This window comes from Pantoea sp. Ep11b (genome assembly GCF_040783975.1).
In the GTDB taxonomy this organism is placed as follows: domain Bacteria; phylum Pseudomonadota; class Gammaproteobacteria; order Enterobacterales; family Enterobacteriaceae; genus Pantoea.
Genome location: NZ_CP160631.1, coordinates 827628 through 848531 on the forward strand (window position 1 = coordinate 827628; position 20904 = coordinate 848531).

Annotated in this window: 27 protein-coding genes; 12 read left to right on the forward strand and 15 right to left on the reverse strand. The window is 55.1% G+C overall.

Going from position 1 to position 20904, the window contains the following annotated elements:
- The first annotated feature begins 508 nt into the window (after window positions 1-508).
- The gene (gene mtgA, locus AB1748_RS03795) at window positions 509-1228 is read left to right on the forward strand and encodes a monofunctional biosynthetic peptidoglycan transglycosylase (protein ID WP_111142245.1); all 720 of its coding nucleotides are present in this window, start codon (window positions 509-511) and stop codon (window positions 1226-1228) included.
- Between the two features lie 3 nt (window positions 1229-1231).
- Here the strand turns inward: mtgA and npr are convergent, their stop codons facing one another.
- The 11 genes from npr to AB1748_RS03850 form a co-directional block, all read right to left on the reverse strand.
- Window positions 1232-1504 carry a PTS phosphocarrier protein NPr gene (gene npr, locus AB1748_RS03800; protein ID WP_003851116.1) on the reverse strand — a complete coding sequence of 91 codons (273 nt, stop codon included), beginning with the start codon at window positions 1502-1504 and terminating at the stop codon, window positions 1232-1234.
- Window positions 1501-2355 carry an RNase adapter RapZ gene (gene rapZ, locus AB1748_RS03805; RefSeq protein ID WP_111142246.1) on the reverse strand — a complete coding sequence of 285 codons (855 nt, stop codon included), beginning with the start codon at window positions 2353-2355 and terminating at the stop codon, window positions 1501-1503. Before rapZ ends, npr begins: the two co-directional genes overlap by 4 nt.
- A gap of 47 nt (window positions 2356-2402) precedes the next feature.
- The gene (ptsN, locus tag AB1748_RS03810; protein WP_008925405.1) at window positions 2403-2882 is read right to left on the reverse strand and encodes a PTS IIA-like nitrogen regulatory protein PtsN; all 480 of its coding nucleotides are present in this window, start codon (window positions 2880-2882) and stop codon (window positions 2403-2405) included.
- Window positions 2883-3036: 154 nt separating this feature from the next.
- Entirely contained in the window at window positions 3037-3324 is a 288-nt protein-coding gene (hpf, locus tag AB1748_RS03815; protein ID WP_013359877.1) for a ribosome hibernation promoting factor, read from the reverse strand.
- Window positions 3325-3345: 21 nt separating this feature from the next.
- Window positions 3346-4779 (reverse strand): RNA polymerase factor sigma-54, encoded by a 1434-nt coding sequence (gene rpoN / locus AB1748_RS03820; RefSeq protein WP_111139602.1) that lies wholly within the window; start codon window positions 4777-4779, stop codon window positions 3346-3348.
- Window positions 4780-4827: 48 nt separating this feature from the next.
- A complete protein-coding gene (gene lptB / locus AB1748_RS03825; protein WP_009092467.1) occupies window positions 4828-5553 on the reverse strand; it encodes an LPS export ABC transporter ATP-binding protein in 726 nt (241 codons plus the stop codon).
- A gap of 5 nt (window positions 5554-5558) precedes the next feature.
- On the reverse strand, window positions 5559-6110 hold the full coding sequence (gene lptA / locus AB1748_RS03830) for a lipopolysaccharide ABC transporter substrate-binding protein LptA (protein ID WP_367396019.1): 552 nt from the start codon (window positions 6108-6110) through the stop codon (window positions 5559-5561).
- On the reverse strand, window positions 6085-6657 hold the full coding sequence (gene lptC / locus AB1748_RS03835) for an LPS export ABC transporter periplasmic protein LptC (RefSeq protein ID WP_111139600.1): 573 nt from the start codon (window positions 6655-6657) through the stop codon (window positions 6085-6087). Before lptC ends, lptA begins: the two co-directional genes overlap by 26 nt.
- Window positions 6654-7220: a 3-deoxy-manno-octulosonate-8-phosphatase KdsC gene (gene kdsC / locus AB1748_RS03840; RefSeq protein WP_367396020.1), complete on the reverse strand. Its 567-nt coding sequence runs from the start codon at window positions 7218-7220 to the stop codon at window positions 6654-6656. Before kdsC ends, lptC begins: the two co-directional genes overlap by 4 nt.
- Before the next feature lie 13 nt (window positions 7221-7233).
- Window positions 7234-8217 (reverse strand): arabinose-5-phosphate isomerase KdsD, encoded by a 984-nt coding sequence (gene kdsD, locus AB1748_RS03845; protein WP_111139598.1) that lies wholly within the window; start codon window positions 8215-8217, stop codon window positions 7234-7236.
- 16 nt (window positions 8218-8233) lie between these two features.
- A complete protein-coding gene (locus AB1748_RS03850) occupies window positions 8234-9214 on the reverse strand; it encodes a calcium/sodium antiporter (protein ID WP_293774208.1) in 981 nt (326 codons plus the stop codon).
- Between the two features lie 226 nt (window positions 9215-9440).
- Here AB1748_RS03850 and mlaF point away from each other — a divergent pair, with 226 nt between their 5' ends.
- From mlaF to murA, 7 genes are all read left to right on the forward strand, one after another.
- Window positions 9441-10256 (forward strand): phospholipid ABC transporter ATP-binding protein MlaF, encoded by an 816-nt coding sequence (gene mlaF / locus AB1748_RS03855; protein WP_111139597.1) that lies wholly within the window; start codon window positions 9441-9443, stop codon window positions 10254-10256.
- 4 nt (window positions 10257-10260) lie between these two features.
- Window positions 10261-11043 (forward strand): lipid asymmetry maintenance ABC transporter permease subunit MlaE, encoded by a 783-nt coding sequence (mlaE, locus tag AB1748_RS03860; RefSeq protein WP_111139596.1) that lies wholly within the window; start codon window positions 10261-10263, stop codon window positions 11041-11043.
- Between the two features lie 4 nt (window positions 11044-11047).
- Window positions 11048-11593 (forward strand): outer membrane lipid asymmetry maintenance protein MlaD, encoded by a 546-nt coding sequence (gene mlaD, locus AB1748_RS03865; protein WP_367396021.1) that lies wholly within the window; start codon window positions 11048-11050, stop codon window positions 11591-11593.
- Window positions 11594-11608: 15 nt separating this feature from the next.
- Entirely contained in the window at window positions 11609-12244 is a 636-nt protein-coding gene (gene mlaC, locus AB1748_RS03870) for a phospholipid-binding protein MlaC (protein WP_111139594.1), read from the forward strand.
- A complete protein-coding gene (gene mlaB / locus AB1748_RS03875) occupies window positions 12244-12549 on the forward strand; it encodes a lipid asymmetry maintenance protein MlaB (protein ID WP_111139593.1) in 306 nt (101 codons plus the stop codon). Before mlaC ends, mlaB begins: the two co-directional genes overlap by 1 nt.
- A gap of 113 nt (window positions 12550-12662) precedes the next feature.
- Window positions 12663-12920: a BolA family iron metabolism protein IbaG gene (ibaG, locus tag AB1748_RS03880; RefSeq protein ID WP_003851098.1), complete on the forward strand. Its 258-nt coding sequence runs from the start codon at window positions 12663-12665 to the stop codon at window positions 12918-12920.
- 66 nt (window positions 12921-12986) lie between these two features.
- On the forward strand, window positions 12987-14246 hold the full coding sequence (murA, locus tag AB1748_RS03885) for a UDP-N-acetylglucosamine 1-carboxyvinyltransferase (protein ID WP_111139592.1): 1260 nt from the start codon (window positions 12987-12989) through the stop codon (window positions 14244-14246).
- Window positions 14247-14313: 67 nt separating this feature from the next.
- Here the strand turns inward: murA and AB1748_RS03890 are convergent, their stop codons facing one another.
- A complete protein-coding gene (locus AB1748_RS03890) occupies window positions 14314-14598 on the reverse strand; it encodes a helix-turn-helix domain-containing protein (protein ID WP_367396022.1) in 285 nt (94 codons plus the stop codon).
- 235 nt (window positions 14599-14833) lie between these two features.
- Window positions 14834-15805 (reverse strand): octaprenyl diphosphate synthase, encoded by a 972-nt coding sequence (ispB, locus tag AB1748_RS03895; RefSeq protein WP_293774202.1) that lies wholly within the window; start codon window positions 15803-15805, stop codon window positions 14834-14836.
- A 258-nt stretch (window positions 15806-16063) separates the two neighbouring features.
- Here ispB and rplU point away from each other — a divergent pair, with 258 nt between their 5' ends.
- From rplU to cgtA, 3 genes are all read left to right on the forward strand, one after another.
- Window positions 16064-16375 carry a 50S ribosomal protein L21 gene (gene rplU / locus AB1748_RS03900; protein ID WP_008925416.1) on the forward strand — a complete coding sequence of 104 codons (312 nt, stop codon included), beginning with the start codon at window positions 16064-16066 and terminating at the stop codon, window positions 16373-16375.
- Between the two features lie 15 nt (window positions 16376-16390).
- A complete protein-coding gene (rpmA, locus tag AB1748_RS03905) occupies window positions 16391-16648 on the forward strand; it encodes a 50S ribosomal protein L27 (RefSeq protein ID WP_111139589.1) in 258 nt (85 codons plus the stop codon).
- A gap of 241 nt (window positions 16649-16889) precedes the next feature.
- Window positions 16890-18062, forward strand: coding sequence for an Obg family GTPase CgtA (cgtA, locus tag AB1748_RS03910; RefSeq protein WP_111139588.1), 1173 nt, complete (start codon window positions 16890-16892; stop codon window positions 18060-18062).
- Window positions 18063-18241: 179 nt separating this feature from the next.
- Here cgtA and dacB read toward each other — a convergent pair whose 3' ends face one another.
- Complete coding sequence (gene dacB / locus AB1748_RS03915; RefSeq protein WP_111139607.1) at window positions 18242-19675, reverse strand: serine-type D-Ala-D-Ala carboxypeptidase; 1434 nt, start codon at window positions 19673-19675, stop codon at window positions 18242-18244.
- A 246-nt stretch (window positions 19676-19921) separates the two neighbouring features.
- Between dacB and greA the strand changes: the two genes are divergently transcribed.
- Window positions 19922-20398, forward strand: coding sequence for a transcription elongation factor GreA (gene greA, locus AB1748_RS03920; RefSeq protein WP_111139587.1), 477 nt, complete (start codon window positions 19922-19924; stop codon window positions 20396-20398).
- 106 nt (window positions 20399-20504) lie between these two features.
- On the opposite strand, the gene yhbY is transcribed toward greA, so the two are convergent.
- Window positions 20505-20798, reverse strand: a complete 294-nt coding sequence (gene yhbY / locus AB1748_RS03925; protein ID WP_367396023.1) for a ribosome assembly RNA-binding protein YhbY — start codon at window positions 20796-20798, stop codon at window positions 20505-20507.
- Window positions 20799-20904: the final 106 nt, after the last annotated feature.

The window sequence follows — 20904 nt, forward strand, 5'->3', positions numbered from 1 at the left end:
ACGCTGATATTGCAAGCAAGCACCCTGAAATGACACGAATAATCCAAAACAATCCGGAATGGTAAATATGAATCTGCCGCTTTCTCTTTTTATCCGCATGGCTTAAGTACAATTACTGAGCGAAACCAGGGCCAGCGCAAAGATGACTCCTTCCGTTTAGCGCTGTTTATTTAAACGTTATAACGATAATTCTGATTAATATATAGACCGTGATGGAATCGGAAAAAAATAAAAGTTAAGAGGATTGAATGATTTTAACCGGCGCTTATTACCCATTATTAACTGTTTATCTGGAAAGCAGGTGCCGGGTCAGGATGAATGGAACCGATTCCTTTTTGCCGGAAGTCCTTGAACTATTTCGAACTGTTGCAGCATTTTGATGCAAAATGACTGAATAAAGTCTGGAAACTGTCGGCTGAATTCTAACAAAATTCGTAAAAAGCCCGTCTCCGGGGTAGTGATTACATGTGTGATTGATTAACGTCTGAAACAGGTATGGGAAGATTGCATGAAGAAGCATAAAGGAAGCGTCGGGCAGCGTATCAGGCGGATCGCGGGCCGAATTGCGCTGGTCTGGCTGGGGCTCTGGCTGGCGGGAATATTACTCTTTGCCTTCCTGCCGGTTCCGTTCTCCGCAGTGATGGCGGAACGGCAGATCGGGGCCTGGCTGCGCGGTGATTTTAGCTATGTCGCTCATTCAGACTGGGTCGGCCATGATGAGATCTCGCCCTGGATGGGGCTGGCCGTCATCGCCTCTGAAGATCAGAAGTTCCCCACTCACTGGGGTTTTGATGTGGCAGCGATTGAGTCGGTGCTGGATAAGAAGGAGAGCCAGATGCGCGGTGCCTCCACGCTGTCACAACAGACGGCGAAAAACCTCTTCCTGTGGGATGGACGCAGCTGGATACGAAAAGGTCTGGAAGCGGGTCTGACGGTGGGGCTGGAAACGGTCTGGACGAAACGGCGCATTCTGACCGTCTATCTCAACATTGCCGAGTTCGGGCCAGGGATTTTTGGCGTTGAGGCGGCGGCGCAGCGCTACTTCCACAAGCCAGCCAGCCGGCTGACTGCGGCAGACGCAGCGTTACTGGCGGCGGTGTTGCCTAATCCGATTCGCTATCGTGCGGCGGCCCCCTCCGGCTATATCAGAGAGCGCCAGCAGTGGATCCTGCGCCAGATGCGCCAGCTGGGCGGAGAGGGCTTTTTACAGCGTAATCAGCTCAACTGAGCCTTAATCTTCATCGAAGCCCGCTTCGAACAGTTCGATGACCGCCGCCAGCGCCGGAACCTCTTCCGGGCCGCTGGCTTCGATCTCAATGTGCCCGCCTTTTGCTGAATCGAGCATCAGCAGCGCGATCACGCTGCTGGCTTCGGCTTCGGTGCCCGCTTCGTTGCGCAGCAGGACTTCGGCGTCAAAGCTCTGCACCAGCTCAAAGAGCTTCATTGCCGGACGGGCGTGCATACCCAGCTTATTTTTGATTTCTACAGTTTGTCTGACGGTCATGATTTGCGCTTTTCCAGCGTGCGATGGCGTGACTGTACATTCTTACCGCGTGAACGGAAGTAATCGGCCAGCTGCTCGGCGATATAGACGGAGCGATGTTTGCCGCCGGTACAGCCAATCGCCACGGTAAGATAGCTACGGTTATTGGTTTCCAGCATCGGCAGCCAGAGTTCTAAATAGCTGCGCGTCTGGTAGATAAAATTGTGCACTTCGGTATGGCGATCGAGGAAGGCCGCCACCGGACGGTCGAGGCCCGTCATTGGCCGCAGCTTGGGATCCCAGTGGGGATTGGGCAGAAAGCGCACGTCAAACACGTAGTCCGCATCAATAGGGATGCCATGTTTGAAGCCAAAGGATTCGAACACCATGGTCAGCTCACGTTCACGCTTGCCCAGCAGACGGGTACGCAGCATCTCGGCCAGCTCATGCACCGACATCTCAGAGGTGTCGATAATCAGATCAGCCCGGGAACGCAGCGGCTCCAGCAGATCGCTCTCTTCGTCAATCGCGCTCTCCAGCGACAGGTTCTTGCTGGAGAGCGGGTGCAGACGGCGTGTATCGCTGTAACGACGAATCAGGGTATTGCGATCGGCGTCGAGAAACAGCAGCTGCGGTGAAAAGGAGTCAGGCAGATTATTCAGCGCGGTTTCGAAAATTTCAGGGGATTCAGGCATGTTGCGGACATCGATACTGACCGCCGCCGAAATATTGCGATCGGCCAGCGAGTTCGCTAACTCCGGCAGCAGCACGACCGGCAGGTTATCGACGCAGTAGAATCCCATATCTTCCAGCGCACGGAGCGCCACTGACTTCCCCGAGCCTGAACGACCGCTAACGATCATCAGCACCATGACCTTCTCTCCCGTTTTAAAACCGGCAACCGGCCGGTAAAGACGCGTTACTGCTCTGTCTGGATTTCCGTAATAATGGCATAGAGCTCTTCATCACTCTGCGCCGCGCGCAGACGGCGGCAGACCGTTTTATCTGCCAGACGTTTTGCCACCAGTGAAAGGGTGTGCAGATGCGTTTTGCACTGGTCAGCCGGCACCAGCAGGGCAAACAGCAGATCGACCGGCTGGTTATCGACAGCATCAAACGCAATCGGCTGTTCGAGGCTGATAAAGACCCCGACCGCGCGCAGCGTATCCTCTTCCAGCTTGCCGTGAGGAATAGCGATGCCGTTGCCGATACCGGTACTGCCCATGCGTTCACGGGTCAGGATCGCTTCGAAAAGCGTCTGGTGCGGCAGGTTGAGCTGCTTAGCGGCCAGTTCGCTGATGATTTCCAGCGCACGTTTTTTGCTCTGGCAGTGTACGCCGCTGCGGGTGCAGTCTGGCGAAAGCACCGTGCTCAATTCCAGTGTAAGATCGTTGTTCATTAGCGTTTCACTTGCGAGTTCACCAGGCCATTCACCGCCAGCGCGTCCTGACGCGGGAGACAAACGGCGCCTCTGCTCAGATGACAAAACGGGGCGGATTATCCGCCCCATCCTGTCGGCTCTGCGCGGCAGGCGCGCGTAGCTGGCGTGAAGGTTAGTGTTTTTTCAGTTTATCTTTGTGTTTGGTCAGCTGACGGGCGAGCTTATCGATAAGCCCGTCAATGGCCGCATACATATCTTCTGCTTCCGAAGTGGCGTGCAGCTCGCCACCATTTACGTGAAGTGTTGCGTCAGCCACCTGAGTGACTTTCTCAACTTTCAGGACAATATAGACCTGATTGATATGTTCAAAATAGTGTTCCAGTTTGGCAAATTTACCGCTGACAAACTCACGCAGAGGCGGAGTGATTTCAACGTGTTGCCCGGTCAGGTTCAGCTGCATAGGTCTTCCTTCTCATGTCTTTCAAACCAGCTGTTTACGCTGGTTCGATGGCGGGATGGATAAAGACTCACGATATTTGGCGACGGTTCGCCGTGCCACCATAATCCCCTGATCAGATAACATGGAGGTCAGTTTACTGTCGCTCAAGGGTTTGGCTGGATTTTCCGCCGAAATTAATTTTTTCACCAGCGCGCGGATCGCCGTCGAAGAGGCTTCACCGCCACCCTCGGTATTCACATGGCTGGAGAAAAAGTACTTCAGTTCGAAAATGCCCCGCGGGCTGTGCAGATACTTCTGCGTTGTCACGCGGGAAATGGTCGACTCGTGCATCTCAACAGCCTGGGCGATATCGGCCAGTACCATCGGACGCATAAACTCTTCACCCTGCTCGAAAAACGCCTGCTGCTGTTCAACAATACAGCGCGTCACTTTCAGCAGCGTATCGTTACGGCTTTCCAGACTCTTAATCAGCCAGCGCGCCTCCTGCAGATTACTGCGAATAAACTGGCTGTCGCTCTCATTGCGCGTGGTGCCGCCCATTGCGGCGTAGTGCTGGTTGATCCTGAGGCGCGGCACACTGTCGGCGTTAAGTTCAACCGTCCAGCGGCTGCCGACCTTGCGCACCAGTACATCGGGAATCACATATTCCGGTTCGCCGGTATTGATCGACTGGCCCGGGCGCGGGTCCAGCGACTGAATCAGCAGCATCGCCTCTTTCAGCACCTCTTCTTTAAGGCGCGTGACCCGCATCAGGCTGCGGAAATCGTGATTAGCCAGCAGGTCGAGATGTTCGCTGACGATCAGACGCGCCTCTGCCAGCATCGGGGTTTCGGGCGCATACTGCGAAAGCTGTACCAGCAGGCAGTCACGCAGGTCGCGCGCGCCGACGCCGATCGGATCGAAGCGCTGGATGCGTTTCAGCACCGCTTCCACTTCGTCCACTTCCAGTTCGTCGTTACCGATGCCGTCGAGGATCTCCTCAAGCGAAACGGTAAGATACCCGGTGTCATCGATAGCGTCGACGATAGAGGTCGCAATCGCGCGATCGGTGTCACTGAATGGCGTCAGTCCGACCTGCCACATCAGATAATCCTGCAGAGACTGAGTGGTTTCGCCCTGATAAACCGGTAACTCATCATCCTGATAATCGGTGCCGGTACCAGACGGCGTGCCAGCCGTGTAGATCTCATCCCAGGTGGCATCCAGCGGCAGCTCATCGGGCATCTCTTTCTGCTCAAGGGCTTCGCGGGTGTCCAGCGCCTCGGCCTCAGACGATTCCCGGGCGTCGATCTCTTCGTGCAGTTCGGTCTGCTCAAGCAGCGGGTTGCTTTCCAGTGCAAGCTGTAACTCCTGCTGGAGTTCAAGCGTAGAGAGCTGCAGCAGACGAATGGCCTGCTGCAGTTGTGGCGTCATTGCCAGCTGTTGGCTGAACCTGAGTTGTAAACCTTGCTTCATAGACAGGATGATAGTTCCCAGGTAAACATCACAATTAACGACACCTTATCAGAGTCTGAACTCTTCACCCAAATAAACCCGCTTCACCTGCTCATCGGCCAGGATCTCGTTCGGCGTGCCGTGCGCAATCAGGTGACCCTGGCTGACGATGTAAGCCCGCTCACAGACCGCTAAGGTTTCACGCACGTTGTGGTCGGTGATCAGCACGCCCAGGCCACTGTCACGCAGATGCTCGATGATCTTTTTGATGTCGATAACGGAGATCGGGTCAACACCGGCAAAAGGCTCATCCAGCAGGATAAACTTAGGATTGGCCGCCAGCGCACGCGCGATCTCGACACGACGGCGTTCACCGCCCGACAGTGCCTGACCCATGCTGTCGCGCAGGTGTTCGATGTGGAACTCTTCCATCAGTTCGCGGGCGCGATCCTGACGCTGCTCTTCCGTCAGATCGTCGCGGATCTGCAGGACGGCCATCAGGTTATCGTAGACGCTGAGGCGACGGAAAATAGAGGCTTCCTGCGGCAGATAGCCGATGCCGCGACGTGCGCGGGCATGCAGTGGCAGGATGCTGATATCTTCATCATCAATGACAATGCGACCCGCGTCGCGGGGCACGATCCCCACCACCATGTAAAAAGTGGTGGTCTTACCGGCACCGTTCGGGCCCAGCAGGCCGACAATCTCGCCGGACTTGACCTGCAGACTGACATCTTCTACCACGCGACGGCCCTTATATGCCTTCGCCAGGTTTTCTGCGATTAATGTGGCCATAGCTATCAGTTACTCTTCTTTCCGCTGGTGGACGAACCTTTATCCTGAAGCTGCGACGGCACCAGAACGGTGGTCACGCGCTTGTTCTGGCCCTGGCTGTAAGCCTGCATTTTCTGCTCTTTCACCAGGTAGGTAATACGGTCGCCTTTGATGTTGCTGTCCTGCTGCTCGATAAACGCATTGCCGGTCAGTTCAACGAAATCGTTCGCCAGTTCGTAGTGCAGTTTAGCGGCGTGGCCCTGCACCGGCTTGCCGCTGTCCTGCATCTGATAAAAGGTGGCGGGGTTGCCGTAGGCGTCAACGATGGTTTTCTTGCTGTCGCCGCCCGGACGGGTCACCACGACTTTATCAGCCGTGATTTTGATTGATCCCTGGGTCACGATGACATTGCCGGTAAAGGTCGCAACGTTGCCCTGCAAATCCAGCGCCTGATTCTGCGAGTCAATGTTTACGGGCTTGTCCGAGTCACCGGTCAGGGCCAGCGCCGGCACGCTGGTTGCCAGCAGTACCGAGGCCAGCAGGATCTTCAAACTATTTTTGTTCATTTTGAATTTCATAAGAGGTTTTGACCTTCTCGATTAACTCGGCGTTTTTCGTCCGTAAATTGCCGCGCATTTTCATGCCAGTGGAGTTAAAGCTGCGGCCATACAATGTCACCTGATCATCAGAGGTAACATCCTGAGTGACAAGATTGATCTGCGCATTATCGGTTTTGATGCGCTCAAGCTGAGAGTCCTGCGTCAGGGTATTCAGCTCAACATGGCCATAAAGATAAAGCATACGATCTTTGGTGAGCTTTGCTTTATCTGCCCGTAGCGACCAGGTCGGAATTTTGTTCTCATCAAAGGTGGTCATCACCGGGTTCTCGAACCAGCTCAGTTCGTCGTCCGAAAAATAGGTCACTTTGTCCGAGGTCAGTTTATAGGAGAGCGCGCCCTGCGGGTTATAAACCACAGTGTGCGAATCGGCACTGGTATAGGTCGGCGACTGTGTGCCATTGCCGACAGGCGTGCCATCGTCATCCTGGTTAGTAAGATTCCAGCCGATCAAAACCAGTGCAATCAAGGTCAGAATCAGCGTTATCCAACGCCTGCTTTTACTCATACTGATTGCCCTTTGGCATCCTCAAATTTGTTCTGCGCCATTAAGATCAGATCACATACTTCACGCACCGCGCCGCGTCCGCCAGCGATCCGCGTGACATAGTGCGCGCGCGGCAGCAGAATCGGATGAGCATCCGCGACTGCCACGCTTAATCCCACTTTCGCCATAACCGGCCAGTCAATCAGATCGTCACCTATGTAGGCGACCTGGTCGTCGGAAAGGGACAGTTTATCCAGAAGTTCACGATAGGCCAAAAGCTTATCCGATTGTCCCTGATAAAGATGGCGAATGCCGAGCGTTTTACAGCGATCTTCCATCAGTCGGGCATTGCGGCCGGTAATAATAGCCACTTCCACATCGGAGGTCAGCAGGCAGCGGACGCCGTAACCATCCCGCACGTTGAATGCCTTCAGCTCTTCGCCATTGTTCCCCATGTAGATCACGCCGTCGGACATCACGCCATCGACGTCGCAGATCAGCAGACGGATCCGGCTGGCGCGCGCCATCACGTTGGCGCTGACCGGGCCATAGCAGGTCTCTATCGGGGGAGTTGCCAGTTGCATTTTCTCTTCCTGTTCAGACTACGCCAGCGCGCAGCATGTCATGCATATGTACCACGCCGAGCAGATGGTCGTCATCGGCCACCAGAATCGAAGTGATGTTTTTCGTCTGCATCAGATTCAGGGCTTCAACCGCCAGCATGTTCGGCCGGACGCGGATGCCGCCTGGCGTCATCACTTCGCCGATTGTGGCGCGCTGAAAGTCGATGCCCATGTCAAAGATGCGGCGCAGGTCACCATCGGTAAAGATCCCCTCAATTTTCATCAGGTCGTCGACGATAACCGTCAGACCCAGATTCTTGCGGGTGATCTCCAGCAGCGCATCGCGCAGGGAGGCGTCACGGGTGACGTGCGGCAGTTCATCGCCGCTGTGCATGATATCCGCCACATGCAGCAGCAGCTTGCGGCCCAGCGCGCCGCCGGGGTGGGAGAGGGCAAAATCTTCTGCCGTGAATCCGCGCGCTTCCAGCAGCGACACGGCCAGCGCGTCGCCCATCACCAGGGTCGCCGTGGTGCTGGTGGTCGGGGCCAGACCCAGCGGACAGGCTTCCTGGGGGACGTGCACGCAAAGATGCACATCCGCCACGCGGCCCATGGCGCTTTCGGGACGTCCGGTTATGCAGATCAGCGCGATGTGCTGACGCTTTAAGACCGGGATCAGCGCGAGGATCTCGTTCGACTCTCCGCTGTTGGAGATGGCGATCACCACATCATTTCTGCTCACCATGCCCAGATCGCCGTGGCTGGCTTCGGCAGGATGGACAAAGAAGGCGGGCGTGCCGGTGCTGGCGAAGGTCGCCGCCATTTTTTTACCGATATGGCCAGACTTCCCCATGCCCATCACCACCACTTTACCCTGGCAGCCGTAGATCAGGGCGCAGGCGCGGGCGAAATCGTCATTGATATATTGATCGAGCTGTTCCAGTCCTTCACGCTCAATGCGGAGCACGGTCTTGCCCGCTTGCTGAAAATCAAAGGCAGTTGGTTGCTGATATGACATAGTGAGTCTGTCCTTGTTAACCGTTCATGAATGCCGGCTGTAACCACAGCAGCGTCACCCAGACGAAGAAACCACAGAGTAAAATCAGGCCCGCCGTACGGCCAACACGTCGGCGACGAAGCAGGCAGAGCAGGGCAAACAGGGCGCTGACGCCCAGCATGACCCAGTAATCACGGGCAAAGGCATGATAATCGACGCTGCCCGGATGAATCAGTGCCGGAAGTCCCAGCACGATGGCAATATTATAAATGTTGGCGCCGATGAGATTGCCGATCGCAATATCATCTTCGCCTTTCAGTGCCCCGGCAAGCACCGTTGCCAGCTCGGGCAGGCTGGTGCCAACGGCGATCAGGGTCAGACCCATCACCAGTTCGCTGACGCCAAAGTAGTCGGCAAAGGCGGTGGCATTGTCGATCACCATCCGTGTCGACATCGGCAGAATAATCAGCGCGACAGCCAGCCAGAGAAAGGCCACCGTATTTCCACTCTCTTCACGCGGCAGTTCAGCCAGCTGCTCGCGGGTCAGGGTGTCATTGTTGTCCTGTTCCGCCTTACGCGCGATGCGAATCACCACCATCAGATAAATAGCGGCAATGGCAATCAGGCCAATGCCATCAAGTCGGCTAAGCTGATTATCAAACAGCATGAAACCGCTGAGCAGGGTGACCAGTAACATCAACGGGAGCTCACGCCGAATCAGATTGGAGTGAACAGTTAACGGATGTATTAGCGCAGCGGCACCCAGAATCAGTAGAATGTTGGTAATGTTCGAGCCCAGGGCGGTGCCCACAGCCAGATCCATCTGGCCATGCTGCGCCGCAGAAAAGGAGAGGATCATCTCTGGCAGCGAGGTGCCGATGCTGACAACGGTCATGCCGATAATCAGTGGCGGAATGCCAAATGATCGACACAATATAGAGGCGCTAAACACCAGACGATCGGCACCATAAGCCAGTAAAAGCAAACCGATAATCAGCAGTGCAGAAGCTACGAACATGAAAAATCCTTGCATAAAAACCCGGGCGGCTATGCCTTTCCCGACCGGTTTACGGTTCTGTTTGGCGAGACAGGCGCTGATTTTGACCGTCTGAACGGCAAAAGTAAATTTAATGACCATTTTCGGCAAATCTTAGCGGTAAGTTTCTGTAAAGCTATCGTGAATCATGACCGAACAGGCTACCATCGTACCCCATGTTTACGCCCGATCCTGACAAGAGGTGACAATGATCCAGCAGCAAACGAATCTGGTTGAGGTTCGTGGCGTGAGTTTTTCGCGCGGAGATCGCACAATCTTCGATGACATTTCGCTGACCGTGCCAAAAGGCAAAGTGACGGCGATAATGGGACCGTCGGGGATAGGAAAAACCACTCTGCTACGCTTGATTGGGGGGCAGCTTCAGCCGACCCAGGGTGAAATCCTGTTTCGCGGCGAAAACATTCCGTCATTATCCCGCGCTAAATTGTACGAAGCGCGTAAAAAAATGAGCATGCTGTTCCAGTCTGGCGCGCTGTTCACTGACTTAACGGTCTATGAAAATGTGGCCTGGCCACTGCGGGAGCATACGCAGCTGCCTGCGCCGCTGCTGCACAGCACCGTGCTGATGAAGCTGGAGGCGGTGGGCCTGCGTGGCGCCGCGCAGCTGAAACCGGCTGAGCTGTCGGGCGGGATGGCGCGTCGCGTGGCTCTGGCGCGCGCTATCGCGCTTGAACCCGAACTGATCATGTTTGACGAGCCTTTCGTCGGCCAGGATCCGATCACCATGGGGGTGCTGGTTAAGCTTATTGACGAACTGAACCATGCCCTGGGCCTGACCTGTATTGTGGTCTCGCACGACGTACCGGAAGTACTGAGTATCGCGGACTACGCCTATATCGTGGCCGGACAAAAAATTATCGCACAGGGCACCACCCCCGCACTGCGAGAGAATAACGACCCGCGTGTTCGCCAGTTTATCGATGGCGATGCGGATGGTCCGGTTCCTTTCCGTTTTCCTGCCGGCGACTATCTCGCAGATTTAACCGGCTCAGGGAGTAATTAAACCGATGGTCTTGAAGGCGCTGGCGTCATTTGGTCGTCAGGGAATTGAAACGTGCGCCAGTTTTGGACGCGCAGGCTTAATGCTGTTTCACGCGCTGGTCGGCAAACCAGCATTTCGCAAACATGCGCCGCTGCTGGTTAAGCAGCTCTATAGCGTGGGTGTATTGTCATTACTGATTATTGTCGTGTCGGGCCTGTTTATTGGCATGGTGCTGGGACTGCAGGGGTATCTGGTACTGACCACTTACGGGGCCGAAACCAGTCTGGGTATGCTGGTGGCGCTGTCGCTGCTGCGCGAGCTGGGGCCGGTGGTGACCGCGCTGCTGTTTGCCGGACGGGCAGGATCGGCGCTGACGGCCGAAATCGGCCTGATGAAAGCGACCGAGCAGCTCTCCAGTATGGAGATGATGGCGGTCGATCCGTTGCGCCGCGTCGTTTCGCCACGCTTCTGGGCGGGATTTATCAGCATGCCGCTGCTGGCACTGATCTTTACTGCAGTCGGCATCGCCGGTGGGGCGCTGGTTGGCGTGAGCTGGAAGGGGATCGATCCTGGCTTCTTCTGGTCTGCCATGCAGAACGCGGTCGATTTCCGGGCTGATGTGGTGAACTGTCTTATCAAAAGTGCCGTATTTGCCGTTACGGTGACCTGGATTGCCCTCTTTAATGGCTATGACGCGATTCCCACTTCTGAAGGGATCAGTCGCGCGACGACGCGTACCGTAGTACATGCTTCACTGGCGGTGCTCGGATTGGATTTTGTGCTGACAGCACTGATGTTTGGGAATTGATGCAATGCAAAGCAAAAAAAGCGAAATCTGGGTTGGCATTTTTATGATCATGGCGTTGATCGCCGCATTGTTTCTCTGTCTGCGCGTCGCCGATCTGAAGTCGATGGGCACCGAGCCGACATGGAAACTCTACGCCACCTTCGACAACATCGGCGGCCTGAAAGTCAGTTCGCCGGTTAAAATTGGTGGCGTCGTGATTGGCCGGGTGACAGAGATCGAACTGGAGCCGAAAACGCTGCTGCCACGGGTCACGATGAACATCAGCGATCAGTATGCCAATAAAATTTCCGACACCAGCTCGCTGGCGATCCGTACTCAGGGCCTGCTGGGTGAGCAGTTCCTGTCGCTCAACTTAGGATTTGACGATCCTGAGCTGGGTTCGGCGATGCTGAAAGATGGCGATACGCTGCGCGATACGAAATCAGCCATGGTGCTTGAAGATTTGATCGGCCAGTTCCTTTATAAGAGCGGCGATAACAAGCAAAACAGCGATAACAAGGATGCGCAGGAAGGCAGCAGTGCTGCACCTGCGGCACCCACCCAACCTTAAAGAAGAGGGTATACCATGTTTAAACGTTTACTGATGATTGCCATGCTGGTGGTGGCCGTGCCGCTGACGGCAACCGCCGCCGACCAGAGCAATCCTTACAAACTGATGAACCAGGCGGCGGAGAAGACGTTTACCCGCCTGAAAAACGAGCAGCCAAAGATTAAGCAGAATCCTGACTATCTGCGTGAGATTGTGCGTCAGGAACTGCTGCCTTATGTGCAGATCAAATATGCCGGCGCGTTAGTGCTGGGTCGCTACTATCGCGATTCGACGCCGGCTCAGCGCGAAGCCTACTTCAGCGCCTTTGCTGATTATCTGGCACAGGCTTATGGCCAGGCCCTGGCTCTTTATAACGGTCAGAGCTACCAGGTGCAGCCTGAACAGCCGCTGGGCGATGCTAACATTGTCGCCATCCGCGTCTCCATCATCGATCCTAATGGCCGTCCACCGGTTCGTCTCGACTTCCAGTGGCGTAAAAACAGCCAGAGCGGCAACTGGCAGGCTTATGACATGATCGCCGAAGGTGTCAGCATGATCACCACCAAGCAGAATGAGTGGAGCGACCTGCTACGCACCAAAGGTATCGATGGTCTGACGGCGCAGCTGAAATCCTCCGCCGCTCAGCACATTACGCTGGATAAACAACAATAATGCACGAATCGTTACGCTGGGAGCGGCAAGCCAGCACGCTATTGCTGAAAGGCGAACTGGATCGCGACACGCTGATGAGCCTCTGGCAGCAGCGTGAAACGTTAATCAGGGATGTCGATACCATTGACGTTGCGGCGCTGGAGCGTGTTGACTCTTCCGGGCTGGCTCTGCTGGTGCACCTGCGGGAAATTGCGCGTGCACAGGGAATGACCCCGAGCTTTACGGGCATCAGCGACAAACTGCAGTCGCTGATTACGCTTTACAATCTGCAACAGATTATTGTTTCTGCGGATAAAAGCGCCTGATTTCCGCCTGTTATGCTAAGCCCCTGTTTTTGACAGGGGCTTTTGCGTATTTAAGAGTCAGCCGCTTTCCTCTACTATGTCAGCCTTATTATTATTAAGCGAAGTTAAGACCAATGGAAAACAGTGAAATTCAGGCCGTGCTGATGGCAGCACTGCCTTTAGACGAAGTGCATGTGATGAGCAATGACGGCAGCCACTTTCAGGTCATCGCCGTTGGCGAACTGTTTGGCGAGCTGAGCCGCGTGAAAAAGCAGCAGGCTGTCTATGCGCCGCTGATGGAATTCATCGCAGATAACCGCATGCATGCTGTCTCTATCAAAACCTATACTCCCGCTGAATGGGCGCGTGACCGTAAACTTAACGGTTTCTGATCCCCGGCGTGGTGAACTCGCGGTGAGCGAGTCTAATCTTTAGCTAGTTAATTGAGAGCCGTGTTAATGGACAAATTTCGTGTGCAAGGCCCCACCCGCTTAAGTGGTGAAGTAACCATTTCCGGGGCGAAGAACGCCGCGCTTCCTATTCTGTTTGCTGCCCTGCTGGCCGAAGAGCCGGTAGAGATTCAGAATGTACCAAAACTGCGCGACATCGATACCACCATGAAGCTGCTGAGCCAGCTGGGTGCAAAGGTGGAACGCAACGGTTCTGTGCACGTTGACGCCAGCGCGGTAGATGTTTTCTGTGCGCCGTACGATCTGGTTAAAACAATGCGTGCCTCTATCTGGGCGCTGGGGCCGCTGGTGGCACGTTTTGGTCAGGGTCAGGTTTCCCTGCCGGGGGGCTGTGCTATTGGCGCGCGTCCGGTTGACCTGCACATTACCGGTCTTGAACAACTGGGTGCAGAGATCAAGCTGGAAGAGGGCTACGTTAAAGCTTCCGTCAATGGTCGCCTGAAGGGCGCGCTGATCGTCATGGATAAGATCAGCGTTGGCGCCACCGTCACTATCATGAGTGCGGCAACACTGGCGACCGGCACGACCGTGATTGAGAATGCGGCACGCGAGCCGGAAATTGTTGATACGGCGAATTTCCTGAATACCCTGGGTGCGAAAATTAGTGGCGCAGGCAGCGACAAAATCACCATCGAAGGGGTAGAGCGTCTGGGCGGCGGGGTCTATCGCGTACTGCCCGATCGTATCGAAACCGGCACCTTCCTGATTGCGGCGGCCATCTCAGGCGGCAAAGTAGTGTGTCACAAGACCCAGCCGGATACGCTGGATGCAGTGCTGGCTAAGCTGCGTGATGCCGGTGCCGACATTGAAACCGGTGAAGACTGGATCAGTCTGGATATGCACGGTAAGCGGCCAAAAGCGGTCAACGTGCGCACTGCGCCGCATCCAGGTTTCCCGACCGACATGCAGGCGCAGTTCACCCTGCTGAACATGGTGGCGGAAGGCACAGGTGTCATCACTGAAACCATCTTCGAAAACCGTTTCATGCATATCCCGGAACTGATTCGTATGGGCGGACATGCTGAGATCGAGAGCAACACGGCGATCTGCCACGGCGTTGAAACGCTGTCGGGTGCGCAGGTGATGGCGACCGATCTGCGTGCATCAGCCAGCCTGGTCCTGGCGGGCTGTATTGCAGAAGGCACGACGTTTGTTGACCGCATTTATCATATCGATCGCGGCTATGAGCACATCGAAGATAAACTGAAAGCGATGGGTGCGAACATCGAGCGCGTCAGCGAAGAGTAACTCCGCCGAAACGCGCAAGAGCCAGCCTTCGGGCTGGTTTTTTTTCGTCTGAGGATCGCCTGCGATCTCAGGCGCTGTCGGCACGATCGACAGGGGCCCGGATACGCTTTTTGCGATCCAGCAGGCAGTGGGTCACGGGATCGTAATAGCGGCTGGGCCAGATCTCGCCGGGATGGACGTTGAGGGCGTCGGCGATCAACCATTCCCCCTTGGGCCAGGGGCGCGTGAGCGCATTAGCCAGCGTGGATGAACTCAGACCCGCTGAGCGTGACAGCGCCGCCAGCGTCATTCCCCGCTTATGCAGTGCCGCGATAACGTCTGCCGAATGCCAGTCTTCCTTCCTTTTTTGCATAACCTGTTCTCCTTTTCCCTGTTATGACGTTATCCCGCAACGCGCAGGATAACCTTTTCCTGTTATCTGGAAAGATGACATTTATATAGCAGATAGTTTCCGGTTGTTTCCAGTAATATTTGCCTCTGTTGTCCGGTCTGTATGACCGTACGCAAAAGACGTGCAACCGCAGAAGGGCGACAGAAAAAAGTGAGAGAAGGGATGTAAAAACGGAGCCGGGCGGCTCCGTAGAGGATTAAAAGTCGCGCTGAACGGACATGTGCGCCAGCGACTCCAGCGCACTGCGCCAGGGCGACTCAGGCAGGATGCGCAACGCCGCAATCGCTTTATCCGCCTCCTGTTCCGCGCGGCTGCGGGTCCACTCCAGCGAACCGCACTGATGCATCGCTTCCAGTACCGGCTCCAGCAGATGACGACCATTCCCCTGTTCGATGGCCTCACGAATCATCTTCGCCTGCTCAGGCGTACCGTGCTGCATCGCGTGCAGCAAAGGCAGCGTCGGTTTACCTTCGCTCAGGTCGTCGCCGGTGTTTTTACCGAGCGTCTCACCGTCTGCGCTGTAATCCAGTAAATCGTCGATTAACTGGAAAGCCGTACCCAGATAGCGCCCATAATCCTGCAGCGCCTTCTCCTCTTCCGGAGTGGCATCAGCCAGGATCGCAGAGGCCTGAGAGGCCGCTTCAAACAGACGCGCCGTCTTGCTGTAGATGACGCGCATGTAGCTCTCTTCGGTGATATCGGGGTCGTTCACGTTCATTAGCTGCAGAACTTCGCCCTCAGCGATCACATTCACCGCTTCTGACATCAGCGCCAGGATACGCAGCGAACCCATGCTGGTCATCATCTGGAAGGCGCGGGTGTAAATAAAGTCACCGACCAGCACGCTTGCCGCATTGCCAAACGCCGCGTTCGCGGTCGCTTTGCCACGACGCATATCGGATTCATCCACGACATCGTCATGCAGCAGCGTGGCGGTGTGGATAAATTCGATCAGCGCCGCATTGGTTACGTGCAGATCGCCCTTGTAGCCCATGGCGCGTGCAGATAGCACGGCAATCATGGGACGGATACGCTTGCCTCCACCACTGATGATGTAGTAGCCCAACTGGTTGATGAGCGAGACATCTGAATTCAGCTGGTCGAGGATGGTCTGGTTAACGGCAGCCATATCCTGTGCGGTTAATTCATTAATCTGTTCTAAGTTCATTCGTCTTTTCAGCTATGACTCGTTATCTCTGCCATGGTAAGTGGTTTACCCAGCCAGCGTTCAGGTAATCTGTTACTGATTGTACTTGAATTTTGAGGCTGAGAAACGGTTGCATTTACCCTGTGTTTTTTTTCTGCAAGAGTGTGCAAAGTGCTCTTGTCTTCTTCTGGAGTTTTGCGTAGAATTCGCGCCCTATTGTGAATATTTAGCGCGCCGCCTGATGAACTAAAAAAGGCAAGCGCAGAAGCGGAGTTTTATATGTACGCGGTTTTCCAAAGTGGTGGTAAACAACACCGAGTAAGCGAAGGTCAGACCGTTCGCCTGGAAAAGCTGGACATCGCAACCGGTGAAACCATCGAGTTCGACCAGGTTCTGATGATTGCTAATGGCGAAGACGTGAAAATCGGCGCGCCACTGGTTTCAGGCGGTATGATCAAGGCAGAAGTTGTTGCTCACGGTCGTGGCGAGAAAATTAAGATCGTTAAGTTTCGTCGTCGTAAGCACTACCGTAAGCAGGCTGGCCATCGCCAGTGGTTCACTGATGTGAAAATCACTGGCATCACGGCTTAAGAGGAGATCTGACAAATGGCACATAAAAAGGCTGGTGGTTCGACTCGAAATGGTCGTGACTCCAATGCAAAACGTCTGGGTGTGAAGCGTTTCGGTGGTGAATCTGTCCTGGCAGGTAGCATCATCGTTCGTCAGCGTGGCACCAAATTCCACGCAGGTAACAACGTAGGCTGTGGTCGCGACCACACTCTGTTTGCTACCATCGACGGTAAAGTAAAATTCGAAGTTAAAGGTCCGAACAACCGTAAATACATCAGCATCGTTGCTGAGTAAGGTTGTCGTGACGCAGACGTTTAACGTCTGAACGCACGAATTGAAGGCCCCGCAGCTCCTGCGGGGCTTTTTACATTCTGCGCTCTGTTGCGGTTACGCAACGCATCACAAAAGATTGCTGTACACTTTGTGTACGCAGTGGCGAAAGCCAGTTCTGATTTATCCGCCGCTGGTCAGCGCAGAAGACCCTGGCGGACCCGTCTGCAGAGTGCTGCAGGCGATTGTGTGACGGAGAGTTAAAATGAAGTTTGTTGATGAAGCGACAATTCTGGTCGTCGCCGGCGATGGCGGTAATGGTTGCGTCAGCTTCCGCCGCGAGAAATATATCCCGAAAGGCGGCCCTGACGGGGGTGATGGTGGTGACGGCGGTGACGTTTATCTGGTCGCCGACGAAAACCTCAATACCCTTATCGATTATCGTTTCGAAAAATCTTTCCGCGCCGAGCGTGGGCAGAACGGCCAGAGCCGTGACTGTACCGGCAAACGCGGTAAAGATATCGAAGTTAAAGTGCCGGTCGGCACCCGTGTTATCGATCAGGGAACCGGCGAAACACTGGGCGACATGACCCGCCACGGCCAGAAACTGATGGTCGGCAAAGGCGGCTGGCATGGCCTGGGCAACACCCGTTTTAAATCGTCAGTAAACCGCAGCCCGCGTCAGAAAACGATGGGTACGCCGGGTGAGAAGCGCGATCTGCAGCTGGAGCTGATGCTGCTGGCGGATGTCGGTATGCTGGGTCTGCCGAATGCCGGTAAATCGACCTTTATCCGTGCCGTTTCGGCCGCCAAACCCAAAGTGGCGGACTATCCCTTTACGACGCTGGTGCCAAGCCTCGGCGTGGTGCGTATGGACAGCGAGCAGAGCTTTGTCGTGGCCGATATCCCCGGCCTGATCGAAGGCGCTGCAGAGGGCGCTGGCCTGGGCATTCGCTTCCTGAAACATCTGGAACGCTGCCGCGTGTTACTGCACCTGATCGATATCGATCCTGTCGATGAGAGCGATCCGGTTGAAAATGCCCGCATCATTCTTGGTGAGCTGGAAAAGTACAGCGAGAAGTTGTTCAACAAACCACGCTGGCTGGTCTTCAATAAAGTAGACCTGATCGGTGAAGAAGAGGCGCAGGCACGGGCGAAAGCGGTGGCTGAAGCGCTGGGCTGGGAAGATAAGTATTACCTGATCTCTGCCGCAAGCCGCACCGGTGTCAACGAACTCTGCTGGGACGTGATGAGCTTTATCAACGCTAACCCGAAAGAAGCGGAGCTTGAAGAGAAGCAGCCGGAGAAAGTGGAATTCATGTGGGATGATTACCACAAGGAGACCCTTGAAAACGCGGTGGAAGCTGAAGACGAAGAGTGGGATGACGACTGGGATGATGAAGACGACGAAGGCGTTGAAATTATCTATCAGCGTTAATCTGACCGCGGTGATAACGTGATATCCGAAGCCCCCTTTCAGCCTGAAAGGGGGCTTCGTTGTTTCCGGGGCCGCTCATCAGCGCGCAGAGAACAGGTTTCCGGCTGACCGGCGTGCGCTGCTACAGGAGCGCGCTTAAAACGCAGCAGGGCACTCGCCCGCTGCGTAGGTCAGCGCCATCAGTTGTTCTGATTGATATCGCGATAGAGCCGGCTCTCGAATCGTACCAGCGGAATGCGACGGGTCCGTTGATCTTCCGGTGGAACCGCATAGCCGGAGAGGAACTGGACAAAGGCGACCCGGGCACCACTGGAGGTCGTGATAAAGCCTGCCAGGTTATAGACGCCCTGCAGCGAACCGGTTTTTGCCGAGACTTTGCCATCCAGTCCCGCCTCGTGCAGTCCGCCACGGTACTGCAGCGTGCCGTTATAGCCCGCCAGCGGCAGCATCGAAATGTAATCCAGCGTATTGTCATTCTTCGCAATAAACTGCAAAACCTGCATCATCGTCTGCGGCGAAATCAGATCGTGGCGCGACAGACCGGATCCATCCACCTGAATGCTGTTGCCCATGTCGATATTGGCTTTGGTTTTCAGGATGCGACGAACGGCATCCTGCCCGGCGCGGAACGTACCTGGCACGTTGAAGTAGTGATGGCCGATAGTGCGAAACACGGTATCGGCAATCATGTTGTCTGACTTCTTCAGCATGGTATGCAGCAGCGCATGCAGCGGCGCAGACTGCGTCGAGGCCAGTACGGTGCCCGGTTCGGTCACCTGGGTCTGGCGGACCAGATGGCCGCTGTAGTCGATCTCAGACGAGCGCAGTTCTGCTTTGAGTATCTCGCCCGCCCAGGCGGCGCCATCCTGCACGGCAAAGGCCAGCGGCAGTGGTTCGGCACGCTGGCGCATACAGCCGGTCAGGGTGTAGCGGTTCAGTTCGCCTGGTACCACATCCAGCTCACAATATTGCCCTTCACCACTGTTGCGCCCGATAGTGCGCACCTGGCTGTACATGTGGGCCGGATAATAGGAGGCGATGCGCACAAAGGCATTTTCGCCCGGGGTATTCGCGCTGTAGAGCGACACCGAAAAGCAGTTTTTATCCACGATAGCTGCGCCCGGTGGGGCGCTGAAGCACTGGGTCATATCATTCCACGGCCAGCCTGGTGCCATGTCGTGACTGGCAAAGACCGAGGTATCAACAACCAGATTGCCTTTGATATGGTTGATGCCCTGCTTTTTAAGTGCTGCCACCATATTGCGCAGATCCTGACGGCTCAGGGTGGGATCGCCGCCAAAGCGCGCCACTAAATCGCCATTCAGAGTGCCATCAATAATCGCACCACGGGTCTCAAACGTGGTCTGAAAACGGTAGTCGCCACCCAGTTCCAGCAGCGCCGCCAGCGCCGTGACCACTTTCATCGTGCTGGCGGGCAGGGCCATCTGTTTGCCGTGATAATCAATGATCGGTGTGGAAGCCCCCACTTTCTGCACCATCAACGCCAGATTGGCGCCGTCTGGCAGGTACTGCATGTATTCATCAACTGGCGCTGCGTGCGCCTGCAGCATAAATGCGCAGCTTAATCCGGTAACAAGTCGTGAAAATCGCATAATCTCGCGGTAACTGGCAGGTGAGGGCGTCAATACTACGTTGCCGGACGGGTCAAAGTAAACGATGACCCGCAGGGAACTCTGGGGTAAAATACGTATCAAATTGCAAAACTCTTTTCTGGCCTGGAAGCATCTCCGGGTCAGGTTTCTTTTATTTGCAAAACGGGCTAATGCGCTGCAGAAGGCTTTTCTGCAGTCACCGGTCAGGATGACATCGTAAAACAGGAAAGATGGCGAGGAGCTTAAATGAATCAGATTCCGATGACGTTAAGAGGCGCTGAAAGATTGCGCGAAGAGCTGAACGAGCTGAAAACCGTGAAGCGCCCGCGCATTATCGCCTCTATCGCTGAAGCACGCGAACATGGCGATTTGAAAGAGAATGCGGAATATCACGCAGCACGCGAAGAACAGGGCTTTTGTGAAGGCCGTATTCAGGAGATCGAAGCCAAACTCTCCAATGCGCAGGTCATTGACGTGACGCAGATGCCGAAAACCGGCCGGGTGATCTTCGGTGCCACGGTCACGGTGCTGAACGTCGAAACCGACGAAGAGGCGACCTATCGTATTGTGGGCGACGACGAAGCGGACTTTAAGCAAAATCTGATTTCGGTCAATTCGCCAATGGCGCGTGGCCTGGTGGGTAAAGAAGTTGACGATGTGACCGTCGTGAAAACCCCGGGCGGCGACGTGGAGTATGAGATCCTGAAGGTGGAATACATTTAAGATGTTGCTACGCTTTGAAAAGCGTTAAAGCACAATGTAAAGAAAGGAAAAAGGCCGCATTGCGGCCTTTTATCTGAGGTAAGAGCATGTCACTTTCTTTGCCCGCCTAGCGTGGCAGAGAAATCTTGCTCTCTTTAGACGGGCGATACAGCACCAGCGTTTTGCCGATCACCTGTACGTTGCTGGCACCGGTCTCACGCACGATAGCCTCAACGATCAGCTGCTTCGTTTCACGATCTTCTGAGGAGATTTTTACCTTGATCAGTTCGTGATGTGACAGAGCCTGCTCGATTTCGGCCAGCACGCCTTCAGTCAGGCCATTACCGCCCAGCATAACGACAGGTTTGAGCGGATGGGCGAGGCCCTTGAGGTGCTGTTTTTGTTTGGTACTTAGATTCATCGTAGTTTTTTACTTACTCAGGGATTGAAAACGGTTCATTCTACCGCCATCTCGGGTATATCACCAAATCGACGCAACCCATTGCGTGCAGGTTTATCGCTACGAT

Excerpts from the sequence above, each read along its gene's own strand:
- mtgA (WP_111142245.1), top strand. The coding sequence starts at position 509 with ATGAAGAAGCATAAAGGAAGCGTCGGGCAGCGTATCAGGCGGATCGCG.
- npr (WP_003851116.1), bottom strand. The coding sequence starts at position 1,504 with ATGACCGTCAGACAAACTGTAGAAATCAAAAATAAGCTGGGTATGCAC.
- rapZ (WP_111142246.1), bottom strand. The coding sequence starts at position 2,355 with ATGGTGCTGATGATCGTTAGCGGTCGTTCAGGCTCGGGGAAGTCAGTG.
- ptsN (WP_008925405.1), bottom strand. The coding sequence starts at position 2,882 with ATGAACAACGATCTTACACTGGAATTGAGCACGGTGCTTTCGCCAGAC.
- hpf (WP_013359877.1), bottom strand. The coding sequence starts at position 3,324 with ATGCAGCTGAACCTGACCGGGCAACACGTTGAAATCACTCCGCCTCTG.
- rpoN (WP_111139602.1), bottom strand. The coding sequence starts at position 4,779 with ATGAAGCAAGGTTTACAACTCAGGTTCAGCCAACAGCTGGCAATGACG.
- lptB (WP_009092467.1), bottom strand. The coding sequence starts at position 5,553 with ATGGCCACATTAATCGCAGAAAACCTGGCGAAGGCATATAAGGGCCGT.
- lptA (WP_367396019.1), bottom strand. The coding sequence starts at position 6,110 with ATGAAATTCAAAATGAACAAAAATAGTTTGAAGATCCTGCTGGCCTCG.
- lptC (WP_111139600.1), bottom strand. The coding sequence starts at position 6,657 with ATGAGTAAAAGCAGGCGTTGGATAACGCTGATTCTGACCTTGATTGCA.
- kdsC (WP_367396020.1), bottom strand. The coding sequence starts at position 7,220 with ATGCAACTGGCAACTCCCCCGATAGAGACCTGCTATGGCCCGGTCAGC.
- kdsD (WP_111139598.1), bottom strand. The coding sequence starts at position 8,217 with ATGTCATATCAGCAACCAACTGCCTTTGATTTTCAGCAAGCGGGCAAG.
- AB1748_RS03850 (WP_293774208.1), bottom strand. The coding sequence starts at position 9,214 with ATGTTCGTAGCTTCTGCACTGCTGATTATCGGTTTGCTTTTACTGGCT.
- mlaF (WP_111139597.1), top strand. The coding sequence starts at position 9,441 with ATGATCCAGCAGCAAACGAATCTGGTTGAGGTTCGTGGCGTGAGTTTT.
- mlaE (WP_111139596.1), top strand. The coding sequence starts at position 10,261 with ATGGTCTTGAAGGCGCTGGCGTCATTTGGTCGTCAGGGAATTGAAACG.
- mlaD (WP_367396021.1), top strand. The coding sequence starts at position 11,048 with ATGCAAAGCAAAAAAAGCGAAATCTGGGTTGGCATTTTTATGATCATG.
- mlaC (WP_111139594.1), top strand. The coding sequence starts at position 11,609 with ATGTTTAAACGTTTACTGATGATTGCCATGCTGGTGGTGGCCGTGCCG.
- mlaB (WP_111139593.1), top strand. The coding sequence starts at position 12,244 with ATGCACGAATCGTTACGCTGGGAGCGGCAAGCCAGCACGCTATTGCTG.
- ibaG (WP_003851098.1), top strand. The coding sequence starts at position 12,663 with ATGGAAAACAGTGAAATTCAGGCCGTGCTGATGGCAGCACTGCCTTTA.
- murA (WP_111139592.1), top strand. The coding sequence starts at position 12,987 with ATGGACAAATTTCGTGTGCAAGGCCCCACCCGCTTAAGTGGTGAAGTA.
- AB1748_RS03890 (WP_367396022.1), bottom strand. The coding sequence starts at position 14,598 with ATGCAAAAAAGGAAGGAAGACTGGCATTCGGCAGACGTTATCGCGGCA.
- ispB (WP_293774202.1), bottom strand. The coding sequence starts at position 15,805 with ATGAACTTAGAACAGATTAATGAATTAACCGCACAGGATATGGCTGCC.
- rplU (WP_008925416.1), top strand. The coding sequence starts at position 16,064 with ATGTACGCGGTTTTCCAAAGTGGTGGTAAACAACACCGAGTAAGCGAA.
- rpmA (WP_111139589.1), top strand. The coding sequence starts at position 16,391 with ATGGCACATAAAAAGGCTGGTGGTTCGACTCGAAATGGTCGTGACTCC.
- cgtA (WP_111139588.1), top strand. The coding sequence starts at position 16,890 with ATGAAGTTTGTTGATGAAGCGACAATTCTGGTCGTCGCCGGCGATGGC.
- dacB (WP_111139607.1), bottom strand. The coding sequence starts at position 19,675 with ATGCGATTTTCACGACTTGTTACCGGATTAAGCTGCGCATTTATGCTG.
- greA (WP_111139587.1), top strand. The coding sequence starts at position 19,922 with ATGAATCAGATTCCGATGACGTTAAGAGGCGCTGAAAGATTGCGCGAA.
- yhbY (WP_367396023.1), bottom strand. The coding sequence starts at position 20,798 with ATGAATCTAAGTACCAAACAAAAACAGCACCTCAAGGGCCTCGCCCAT.